We start from the raw sequence: 10585 nt of genomic DNA on the forward strand, positions 1-10585 counted from the left end.
TGGCTTAATCCTGAACATGTTAAAGAACCGGCATCTAAGGAAAAGTGTTTTGCTTAATTTAATGACATATACCCCGGTAAATAAAATCATAGGCGGTCTCCAAAGGGAGGGGAGATATATGGTCTTAAGAACAAGCAGCCGCCGCTTGCGGTCGAGCGAAGCGAGAGTCTTGACCCATGTGCTAGACTTAATAGACCCGACCGTATACCCAATTTATTCATTGGCGTATATCCGTCAGTCGGGTTACCCTATTACTAGCACATGGAGTCAAGACCGGCGTCGGTAAAATACTATTTTTTAAACATTTATGCGACAACTATCTTGACAAATACCGATAATAGTATTTTAAATAATCATTTTCCGGAGAATCAAATTGGCATTGCAAAAAAGCATCATCCGGCTCTTGATATTCACTCAAAAGCAATGCCCTTTCTACAATATTTGAGGCTATTATCTCTTTTAAAAGCGTAGTTTTACCAGTTCCCGGCGGCCCATTTATCGAGAAAATTCCACCTGGATATTCATTATCTGATATACCTATATTGATTGCAATTTGCTGCATCAGGCTAGGGTTATAAATCGAAGGCCATTTGCCAAGTGGATATTTTTCTGGTGATAGCCATTTTTTCATCTGGGAAACATCAATGTCTATCTCTGTACGGTCTATTGTTGGCTTATTAAGTGCTTCAATATACTTTACAATTTTATCCCCTTTTTGAACCTTGCGTCTGATCATATCAATATCCGACACATAAAAGCTTGATAACATATCGGTATTGGTATCAATATCATCTTCTTCATCTTCCTGTACACTCTGCTTACTTTTTTCTTTTCTTTTCTCATTTTCCTTTTTGGTAAACTTTTTATTTATGACAGCACAAAAAACACTATTGTTTAAGTTAAGCAATATTTTTTCCATAACAATAGTATAGAATTTCTCCAAATCCTTGTATTCAAGTTTGTTGCCGACAGATGTTAGGATATCATTCATTTCACTGTTCAGCTTATCTATTTCAACTGTACTTAAATCTGTTCTTAAATTCTTCTCTGCAATTATTTTAGCAACTGCCCACACAAAAGTAGAAACTGAAAAAGATTCCTCAATGTAGGTTCCGTCAGAAGCCAATTTAAACGCACAAATGCATGACAGTGAATTATCTTTTTCTATTGCATCATCTTTTTCACCAATAGAGTCTAGCATATCCATAATCAAATCTTGGGATTTAATTTTACCTAAATAAACATCATATGTATATTTAGGATCAGCCTTTACTATCCAAGGCATTCTATTATTCATATTATTAATATATACTGTATCTTTTGTTTTTTCCGGCCAGAATGGTGAAAAAAACTCTAAATTATACCAGTAGTTCAAAATCTTTTGTGTTTTATCCATTTCATTTATTCCACCTTATTTCTTAAATTATTTAAGAGCCAATTGCATAATTCTAGTGCCATAAAACACAAGGCTCTTAAAATATAGAAAAACAAATTTACCCTGACCAAAAAAGTTAAAATATCTCAATAAAGCTCCTAAAAATAAAAGGTTTCACCTCATTACTTATAGAAGTGTTCTTTATCCCACAACAAAAAACACAAGCGAGGTGAAACCCTACATGTATATTCTTGGTGAAATGCTTTTTCCCTTTGAAGTTTTACTAAAAAATTTTACTGAGACAGATAAGTGTTTACAATCACTTTAAAACAGATTAAAACAATCAAAATAAAATAGACTGCAGTCAGTCCGTCAGTCAGTCTGTGCAGAAAATAAAAAAGCCAGCCCCAATAACGATAGCCGGCTAAAGCACACACTACAAACTTTGCAAATAATTTTTCCTTAAAATATCAGCCCTTGCCTCATCCAACTTCTCCCGGAAAACAATAGCAAACCAAGCTGACCTGTTACTTCTAGGTGGATAAACCCTATACTTATCAGCCACCTTGCAAATTGCCTCAACAACCACATCTTCGCCATAGTCCGCCTGGCTGGCTAACTTTAAAGCCAGCGGTAACAAATCAAAGAAACCGGTAGCGATAAAGTAACCTTCTAAACCACCCCCCTGTGAATTAACGTGCAGCGCTTCAAAGAGTCAGCTGTATATGTGCCGGGTGATGGGCTGGCGATGATCTTCTCACCAGGGTCAGGCAGGGGGTAGCCACCTGTCTCTTCCAGGCGGCAACGCTCAGTTTCCGTAGCGCTAAGCCACCAGTCGACTAATTGGGCGGCAGCTGCTTTGTTTAAGTGATACTGGCGGATCAGGTCCAGCACTCTGGCCTGCTCGTTGCCCCGGGGCAACCGGGCCAGTTCCTGGGCCAGGCGTGGCCGTAAGTGCCCCTGACCCAGTTCTTCTTTTAGCTGCGGGTCCAGGTCATTTAAAAGTTTGATGCGGCGGCTAACCCAGGATTTGCTTTTGCCCCATAGCGCACCTACTCTGCTCATGCTAAAGCCTGCTTTGATTAAAGCTGCCATCATGTAGGCTTCTTCTATGGCGCTTGGGGCTCTGGTTAAAAGGCTTTGGGTACAGTAGACGATCATTGCGGTGCGCTGGTCAAAGTGGCAAACACGGCATAATATTTGGGGCTGCTTTAGCCTGCGCACGGCACGGACGCGGTAATGGCCGCTTAAGATGTAGTAGCGCCCATCTTCTCCGGGGTGTACCAGGATAGGTTCTAAAAGTCCGTTTTCTTTGATGGATACTACCAGCCCGGCCAGGTGCGTCTGGTTGTAATAGGCCATGCGCAGGGGGTTGTCCACCAGTTTGTGGCAGGGCAAAGCTAAGACTTGTCCCGCCGGTGGGCTGTCTTTGTTGCAGTGGGGTTATTATCCATGCGATTTCCCTCCTCTGTTGGCTGTTTTTAGCCGCGAATGTTTTTGTTGCCTCACAGTTCCATTTTAATCGGGAGGGTAGGCTGGATAGTGTTTCTTTAATTTTAGCGGGATATTTCCTGTTTATGGATCTGTCTTTAGCTTGCCGTAAATATTGCTTATGGCTTTATTCCATGCGGCAAAAATACGGTTTAGAATGTTTAAATGGCGATAAAAATATTCCTGAAATTTTGAACGTAGGAATTTACCCGGCAGTAGGTCGGTTAAAAGCAGGCGGAACCCTTGTTCTCGGGTAATTGTGTTGGTGTAGATGGATTTGGGCGGTGGCCATATTAAAGGAGGATCTTGTTCGGCCGGATTGGTTGTTGATAGGTATTTTAAGTATAGTTTTTGTATTTCTTGCGCTGTTATGATGAGTTTGCCAGCACCATGTATAGCTTTGTAGAGCGTGCTGTGTGCTATTGTATTGTTCTTGTCACATAGTTTTTCGGGTAATGCCCGCCAGGCTAGTTCTGTGGTCTCGTACACAAATCCGATAAATGACAGTGCTTGTAGTGTTAAGGTGGTCCCACGTAGGCAAAATGAAGGGTTTATTTTTTGTTGCAGGTTGCATTCTGTACAGCTGTATACCGGTATTGGTACTTGTACAGGGAATAGTTTTATCTGTTCCCATTGGCCAAATACCCAGTTTTCTGGTATGTCTATATCCCAGTGCCATCGGTTACAGGTATATATATATTGAAATGTGTTAATTGCTGCGCAAGCAGGACATATACCGATTTCTGTGCCGATATTTTGGCTTCTCTCTGCTGTCCAGGTTTTGCGTACCGAGGTAAATAGTGTTACAATATTCATGTTTTATGGAAGTCCTCTCTGAACAAACTCTTCCCAGTGGGAAGAGTTTATTATTCTTTTTCCCTTGCTGCATTTGAACATTTAATATGCCTTTCGCTTATTAAAGAACTTTCGGTTCAAATCTTTATTAAACCTTTCATCTACTAAACAATATTTGCTTACATCAATTTATTATAATCTTGAGCGCCGTAAAAGAAGCGCAGAATGTTCACTTTTTTGGCATCTTCATCCACTTTATAGATAATAATATAGTTTTTTACCACAGCCTTGCGGTAACCTTCTTTTTCCAAGCGACTGTCATTACACTTAGGATACATCATCGGATTGCTTTTCAAATATGCGTAGCATTTTTCTACCTCATCAAGAAAATTTGATGCAGCCGTTGGATTTGCCAATTGAACAGCAATGTATAAAACGATATTGTCTAAATCCTGATGAGCAAGTTCTGTGACAATCAACTTATACATTGTATTTTTCTCTTATACTCTTCAGAGAAGCATCCCCGTCAAGTATTTTCCCTTCTGTTAATTGTTCTTCGGCAGCACTTAATTTGCGGTAGACATCCGACATGAACATCTTTTCCTCGTACAGCTTCATGCTCATGATAACCATATCGCCATATCCGTTTTTTGTCACAAAGATTGGCTCATCCGAAGCATGACACATTTGAGAGATTTCACTTGTCTTTTTTAAATCCCGAATCGGAATTATTTTTGGCATAATTACCAGCTCCTCTCGTAGCTCTATTGTACCATAATTATGCCCTTATATCGATATTATTATTTACTTGGCCATAAAAAAGGCTTCAGCCGAGAGTATCTGATAAAAGCTGTTGAGCAGTGTATATACTAGCCGTTTCTGAGAGAGCAGGTAAAAGGTAGCCGGTGAAAGCTTGTCCGGCGTAAATACACCGTCAATGATTATCTCGACGGTATATTGAAAATATGGCAGGCAAAAGGAAGGCAGGTAGGAAATGGTCTTTCCGCAATGCTTGCAATAGTATCGTCGGATTAAAATACGGCCACAAAAGTTTGTGTCTATGATATTGCGCTCATAAAAACTATGTTTTTGCGGTGGCACCTTGATTAGGCATTCCGGATTGGGACAAGAATCAGGGACGGGGAAAGGAAAGTTTTTCCCTATACGCTGATACTCTTCCGGTGTTGCTGTTGTATAGAATATCTGCTGCATTATTATCACTTCCAGCAAATATTCTACCTTTTCCAAAGGACAGTTTTGGAAGGTAATATCTGTTAGGACTGACGGACTGACTATTTATTAATCCTAATTTAATTTAAAAAGTTTTAGCAGTTTATTTTGGTATTGTTATCAATTGCAGATTGTTCAATCTGATAATATGGCTGGTTTTTGGCTAATTGAAAATGAGATTCTACACTGAATGTCCAAAACTGCCACCTTCCTTTTGTTTTCATATGCCATGATTGAAAGATATAATAAATGCCTGAAAATAGCCGGTGTTTTGCGGCTTTTTCAAGCATGCCTATTCTTCGTTAATCCGCCTTCTGTGTGGGGTCTGGCATTTTGCGCCCGCCTTAACCCCCCGCCTTGAATTTCGCGACTTTTCGCGCATGACCGCGCGCCCGCTCTTACACTGCAAGGCACAGAGTTTATACCCCCCTACCTTACACCATTATTACATCGGTTGGTCTCTAATCGCCTTGATCTTTCTTTGTTTCTTTGTAATAATTAAGTCAAAGAAAATTTGTATATTAAATCATTGCTCAGCATATACTAAGTAAGGATGAACACTAATGTTACAAACAACCCTACCGGGAGGTAATTATATGTTGAAAAAGCGTATTTCCGTATCACAGAAGCGCCAAATCACCATTCCAATAGAATTTTTTAACAGCCTCGGCATTGAAAAGGAAGTTGAGTGCTATCTCCAAAACAATGCCCTTGTTATCCGTCCTGTCCGCGATAACACCGGCGAATTTGACGAGCAAATCCTTGCCGACTTAATATCTCAAGGCCTTTCCGGGCAGGAGCTTCTTGAAAGGTTCAAGGAAATGCGGCGCCAGGTCCGGCCTGCTGTTGAACGCTTGCTGGAAGACGCCCGCCTTACTGCTGCCGGAAAAGATCAATTTTCCACCTATGAAGACGTTTTTGGCCCGGAGGTCGAATAATGCATAAGTTGATTATTCTGCCTCCTGCCGCCCGCTTTTTAAAAAGTTGAAAAAAAAACCGCTTAAAGCGGCTTTTCAAAAAGCTGTCGACGAAATCCTCAAAGATCCTTATATGGGTGAACCCAAAACGGGCGATCTTTCCGGCGTCTTTTGTTATGATATCTACTACAATAAAACAAACTACGAGCTGGCCTATATAATCATTGAAGAAGGCGACTCAACCGTTGTTGTTATCTTAGCCGGCACCCGTGAAAACTTTTATCAGGAATTGAAACGGTACATGAAAAACCTTTAAGCGTCAGCCCCTTACGAGGCTTTTCTTATTTCCCCACCTTCCGTCTTCCCTTGCCGTCTTTGAATCATGACATGACCTGCGCAGGCTCTGCAGGTTATTTATATCCAAGGCAGCGCCACCTTCCTTGATAGGCACTATATGGTCTACAACCGTTGCCGGTGTTACCTTGCCTTCTCTTTCGCAGTGCTCGCACAGGAGGTTTATGGCAAGCTTCTGTTTTCGAAGCCGCTGCCATTGGGGTGAGTTATAGAACCGCTTGCTGAACTCATCTCTTTTGAAACGGCTATATTTTTTATATTCCTCCCTACGGTGCCGGCCACAATACTGTTCATCGGTCAACGCATGACATCCGGGATAACTGCAAGGACTTTTAGGCTTTCTTGGCATCAGGCTTCACCTGCTTATCCTTTTCTTTGAAACAAAAAGGGAACATGCACAGCACCTTTCGGCGTGTCACCAATGTTCCCCAGATACAGCCTTTGCACTTGCACATATGTATCTCTCTGTTTTTGAGCAATAAAAACTCCCGGACGATTTCCGAGAGCTACAGCTAAACTTTTTCAGTTTAAATTTTAACACTAAAAAAACGACACGTCACTGGCACCTTACTGTACTTTCACTGTACTTTTACTGTACTTACGTGATTTTTTCACTTAAGCAAACGCACCATTTGAATTAACTTGTCCTCAGGGTCCTGGCGAAATACTCTGAAACCGTTTCTAGAATAAAAGTCAATAAGCCTAGTCTTGTCCTGACATTCTACAAAAACAACCCTGCCTCCGATTAACTCCTGCACCCTGAAAATAACGGAAATCGCATAATCCATTACTGCGTCTCCAGTTATTTTGTCAGCATATAAACTGTTTTTTCCAAGCTGACCAATTAAAAAGGCTGGTATTTCAGTAATCATTCCGTCGCCTTTTCTTGAATAAAGCCCTTCAAGTCTACGTATTTGAGACGGGCTTGTACCTTCTGGGATTTTAAGCGTCTGCATGGCTATAGCAAAATATGCGAGAAGCTTGAATTCTCCTGCCAGCATTGCCTCTTCATCAAATACCAGGTATGTACGGCTCTTGGCTTTCCGTTCATAGATAGCGGCCTTTTCCTTTAAAAAATTTTCTATATCCGGGTCTTTTTCGCATTTAAAAACAGAAATGACTTCCGATACCTTTTCCTCGGAAGTCATCTCTAAGAATTTTTCGAGAGCGATAAGCAGCGTCTTAATATCTCTTCACCCCTTGCCATCGCCTCTGCGGAAGTCAGTTTTTGGTTGACAGGCTTCACGTCTTTAGATGAAAGCACCTCTACCAACTTCTCAACCGCTTCCGGTTCCCTGATAATAATGTTCTTATCAAAGGAAACAGTTGCCATTGGATCCACCTTCTTTTCAATCCACATCTTTTACTATTATTTTATGCCGTATCGCCTTAAAATTCAAAGAAAATTTACTAAACCCGAATAGAAAAATATGGCACCGCATAAATACTCTCATAAAATATGGTCCCGCCTTGGTAAGCATTATTAAGAGGCGCGGCGGGCTCTATCTATCATATAATATTCCACCCCTATGTTTTTGTCGATAGCTATTTAGCCCCTATACGAGGATTGAGTCTTGTCCCCTAATAGTATAAACTAAAATTAACGGGAAGGGGATAATCATGCAACGTAAAAGATATCCGAAAGAATATAAGGACCAACTAATCAAGGAAGCATTAGAAATCGGCAATGCCATTCAAGTGACTTATCACCGGTAAAATTTATTGAACAATTAGCAGCCGTTAAAGTGAAACCAAAGGAGTCAGTCAGTATTTTGTCTGGTAATATGTAACATAATTACCAGTTAACAAATGTTATTATTAATAATATTTTACTTACAAAATACACTAAGGAGGGAGAAAAACCACCTTAAACAAGGTCAAAAAAATGTCTTGACATCTTTAGCCACCATATTATTTGTTGCAGTATTACATAATCTGCAATTTTCCTAGCTTCGCATTATTGACATTAGCGGCTAAAAAATTTAGTATGCATAGACGAACTAATTAATAAATTTCAGCTTATCGAGGTAGGTAGAAAAGACCAATAGTTATTAAGTGGCAAAATTCAACATAAATATAAAATTTCCTTCTGTTCGAGAAAAATATTCGGTAAATATGTTTACCCAAACAAAAACAACCCGGTAGCCGGGTTGTTTCCCTTTTTTGGGGGTGGTTTAGCGCATGAAAAATGGCTCTGGAAATATTCCTGGGCAGCATTTTTACCATGAAAAAAGTACAGATATCTGCACTTATCCTGAGTAAAACACCAGAACCCATGTTTGCAACACCAGGAAAATCAAGGGGTAATAAAAATGGGGAAGGCCCTTTATCTTAAAAAAATTACTCATGATAAGTTGGAGGGCGTTCTAAAGCAGTTTGAGAACCACCTGCTTGAAACTGACCGGGGTGGTGCTGCCAGGTCCTACTTACCAGGAGTCTTGCGCCAACAATTAAGCTCTCCCTGGCATGGGTTAATCCTTAGTTTTTCGTGTAGAAGAGTTCAACCTCTGCTCCCGCCTCTCTCATTCCCTTAAGGAAAGGATTAAGTATCAGAGCAGTGTTGCCTTCGCCCATATTGGGGCTGCTGTTGATCGCGATTACCTTCATTTAATTACTCCTTTATGGGCGAACGCCCAACGTTTTAACCATGCCTGAGAGTGATCTTTTCGAACATCGTTACAAGCCCAACGCCAAGCAGATAAATTGATTCAATGCTGAGATTGTCTTCCGCTGTTGTATCGTAAAAAACATTGAGTTTGGATTCGAAATTATTTTCTAATTTGCTGTAACAAATGAGAATTGGAACCTTTGGCAGGGGATGTAAAATAAACGAAATATCAGCGATGAAACTGGTGTCCTTCGGTTTTCCACCAAAAACATATAAAATGTATTCAAAAAGATCGATATGATTATCGATAATCTGTTTTAAAGGTTTTTCAAATCTCTGTTCATAAAGCGGGTTAAATTTCATCCCATTTTTCAGTTCCCTAAAAGAAACCCACTTTCCAGAAACATTAGAACCCGCACTAGATATAATATAGTTGAGTAATGGTATCGCTACCCATACATTTATGTGACAGTCAGATGCGATATTACCTTCATGATCAACAGTATAATTTTTACTAAGACATTTAATCGTCAATTTATTGCCGGAAAGCGTAGCCCCTAATCTTTCCGCTGACAAAGAAAAATCTATTGCGGGAATTTTTCTTTTCAACTGCTCAAGGAATTTCTCCAGTTGCTGTTCATAAGTTATTTGCTTTACAATCTTGCCTTCAAATTTGTCAATTATAGTTCTCTCCAGATGGGGGCACTCGTTCAGACGCTTTTGCCCCTTGATTATCGCTGCGGCAAAGGCCAGGCATGTCGCCACTTGGCATTGTCTACAATTTAATTTTGGGAGTAATTTGTAAATTTCTAGAGGATTGTTAAGCTGGGTCACATAGCTTATCCCCTTTCTAATAGAAAAATTTATATTGATTCCAATCCTTTATTAAGTTTTCTTATCAGTGAAATAAATATTTCCTTTTCATTCCTGTCAAGAGCGGACATGATTTTATGCATGTAATTGTTGTGTACGGGAAGAAAAACGTTGATAAGTGCAATGGCCCTGCTAGTAAGGTTGACCCGGAACACTCTTTTATCGGAGGGTTCAGACCTGCGAACCACCAGGTCTTCTTTTTCCAATCGCTCTATCAGACCGGTGATATTGGCCCTGGAAACCAGCATCTTTTTACCTAATTCTGACTGGATCAAACCCCGGTCACCAGCCATGTACAGGTGAATTAGGGCATTAAACTTTGGCCAAGAAAGGCCATACTGGGCGAAATGCATAGAGAAAACATCTTCTAAATTATCATAGAGCTGCATCAGTTCATGTAGCGTTTGTGTTGAAAGGTAACGGTCCTGAGTACCTCCGTTTTCTTGAATTTTTTTAACCTCCTTTGTTAGTTGTTAGCATATTAACAATATTGTAAATATATTAACAATCAAAGTCAAGATTCTTTTAGAATTTTTTTAAAATAAAATCATCTATTGCAACAAATATATTTGCTCTTTTGATAGTTAAGTCCGTATAATTGTGTAAAATAGGTTTCCAAAAAAATACTGGAGCCAGACAAATTCCTCAGTTAGAATTGAATTGCCAAAACAAACCTAACAAAGGAGGAATTTGCATGGCTCAATACCAGATTACCGTAAATCAGGAACTTTTGCACCGTCTATTTTTAAGCAATAACAAAGATTCTGGAGTAGCAGCCCTGTTGGAATCCGTATTGAACCAAATCTTACAGGCGCAAGCCACCGAACAACTTCAAGCTGAGCCATACGAGCGTACCAGCGAAAGGAAAGGGTACCGTAACGGTACATCCCCGCACCAACTAACCACCCGGGTAGGAACCATAACCCTACGTGTACCGCGTTT

16 protein-coding genes are annotated in these 10585 nt (G+C 40.1%); 4 read left to right on the forward strand and 12 right to left on the reverse strand.

The window, feature by feature from the left end:
• Positions 1–316 precede the first annotated feature (316 nt).
• The 6 genes from H569_RS0116485 to H569_RS20755 all read right to left on the reverse strand — a co-directional run bounded on the left by H569_RS0116485 (position 317) and on the right by H569_RS20755 (position 4873).
• Entirely contained in the window at positions 317–1396 is a 1080-nt protein-coding gene (locus H569_RS0116485; protein WP_027365894.1) for a DEAD/DEAH box helicase family protein, read from the reverse strand.
• 651 nt (positions 1397–2047) lie between these two features.
• The gene (locus tag H569_RS0116495; RefSeq protein ID WP_027365896.1) at positions 2048–2773 is read right to left on the reverse strand and encodes a ParB/RepB/Spo0J family partition protein; all 726 of its coding nucleotides are present in this window, start codon (positions 2771–2773) and stop codon (positions 2048–2050) included.
• Between the two features lie 177 nt (positions 2774–2950).
• Positions 2951–3682: a hypothetical protein gene (locus H569_RS0116500; RefSeq protein ID WP_027365897.1), complete on the reverse strand. Its 732-nt coding sequence runs from the start codon at positions 3680–3682 to the stop codon at positions 2951–2953.
• 158 nt (positions 3683–3840) lie between these two features.
• Positions 3841–4149 (reverse strand): type II toxin-antitoxin system RelE/ParE family toxin, encoded by a 309-nt coding sequence (locus H569_RS0116505; RefSeq protein WP_027365898.1) that lies wholly within the window; start codon positions 4147–4149, stop codon positions 3841–3843.
• Entirely contained in the window at positions 4142–4402 is a 261-nt protein-coding gene (locus tag H569_RS0116510) for a type II toxin-antitoxin system Phd/YefM family antitoxin (RefSeq protein ID WP_027365899.1), read from the reverse strand. The genes H569_RS0116505 and H569_RS0116510 overlap by 8 nt, the downstream gene beginning before the upstream one ends.
• A 63-nt stretch (positions 4403–4465) precedes the next feature.
• A complete protein-coding gene (locus H569_RS20755) occupies positions 4466–4873 on the reverse strand; it encodes a DUF6431 domain-containing protein (RefSeq protein WP_220427500.1) in 408 nt (135 codons plus the stop codon).
• A 614-nt stretch (positions 4874–5487) separates the two neighbouring features.
• Here H569_RS20755 and H569_RS0116525 point away from each other — a divergent pair.
• Together H569_RS0116525 and H569_RS20760 are read left to right on the forward strand one after the other, a co-directional pair.
• Complete coding sequence (locus tag H569_RS0116525; protein ID WP_027365901.1) at positions 5488–5829, forward strand: AbrB/MazE/SpoVT family DNA-binding domain-containing protein; 342 nt, start codon at positions 5488–5490, stop codon at positions 5827–5829.
• A gap of 46 nt (positions 5830–5875) precedes the next feature.
• Positions 5876–6124 (forward strand): type II toxin-antitoxin system RelE/ParE family toxin, encoded by a 249-nt coding sequence (locus tag H569_RS20760; RefSeq protein ID WP_051273719.1) that lies wholly within the window; start codon positions 5876–5878, stop codon positions 6122–6124.
• A 3-nt stretch (positions 6125–6127) separates the two neighbouring features.
• Here H569_RS20760 and H569_RS0116535 read toward each other — a convergent pair whose 3' ends face one another.
• The 3 genes from H569_RS0116535 to H569_RS0116545 form a co-directional block, all read right to left on the reverse strand.
• Positions 6128–6463 carry an HNH endonuclease gene (locus tag H569_RS0116535; RefSeq protein WP_250636649.1) on the reverse strand — a complete coding sequence of 112 codons (336 nt, stop codon included), beginning with the start codon at positions 6461–6463 and terminating at the stop codon, positions 6128–6130.
• Positions 6464–6773: 310 nt separating this feature from the next.
• A complete protein-coding gene (locus H569_RS0116540) occupies positions 6774–7310 on the reverse strand; it encodes a hypothetical protein (protein ID WP_027365903.1) in 537 nt (178 codons plus the stop codon).
• Positions 7311–7312: 2 nt separating this feature from the next.
• Positions 7313–7495: a hypothetical protein gene (locus tag H569_RS0116545; RefSeq protein ID WP_027365904.1), complete on the reverse strand. Its 183-nt coding sequence runs from the start codon at positions 7493–7495 to the stop codon at positions 7313–7315.
• 855 nt (positions 7496–8350) lie between these two features.
• Here H569_RS0116545 and H569_RS22835 point away from each other — a divergent pair.
• The gene (locus H569_RS22835; RefSeq protein WP_169726483.1) at positions 8351–8497 is read left to right on the forward strand and encodes a hypothetical protein; all 147 of its coding nucleotides are present in this window, start codon (positions 8351–8353) and stop codon (positions 8495–8497) included.
• Positions 8498–8640: 143 nt separating this feature from the next.
• On the opposite strand, the gene H569_RS23415 is transcribed toward H569_RS22835, so the two are convergent.
• Genes H569_RS23415 through H569_RS20765 form a run of 3 tightly spaced genes read right to left on the reverse strand, consistent with a single transcriptional unit; the run spans position 8641 to position 9996 of the window.
• Complete coding sequence (locus H569_RS23415; RefSeq protein WP_207637584.1) at positions 8641–8769, reverse strand: flavodoxin family protein; 129 nt, start codon at positions 8767–8769, stop codon at positions 8641–8643.
• A gap of 34 nt (positions 8770–8803) precedes the next feature.
• Positions 8804–9604, reverse strand: a complete 801-nt coding sequence (locus tag H569_RS0116565) for a DUF3786 domain-containing protein (RefSeq protein ID WP_027365905.1) — start codon at positions 9602–9604, stop codon at positions 8804–8806.
• 29 nt (positions 9605–9633) lie between these two features.
• Positions 9634–9996: a MarR family winged helix-turn-helix transcriptional regulator gene (locus H569_RS20765; protein WP_051273720.1), complete on the reverse strand. Its 363-nt coding sequence runs from the start codon at positions 9994–9996 to the stop codon at positions 9634–9636.
• A gap of 341 nt (positions 9997–10337) precedes the next feature.
• Here H569_RS20765 and H569_RS0116575 point away from each other — a divergent pair.
• On the forward strand, positions 10338–10585 hold a 248-nt coding region (locus H569_RS0116575), incomplete at its 3' end, for a transposase (protein WP_027365907.1).

The organism is Desulfotruncus alcoholivorax DSM 16058 (genome assembly GCF_000430885.1).
Classification (GTDB): Bacteria; Bacillota; Desulfotomaculia; order Desulfotomaculales; family Desulfallaceae; genus Desulfotruncus; species Desulfotruncus alcoholivorax.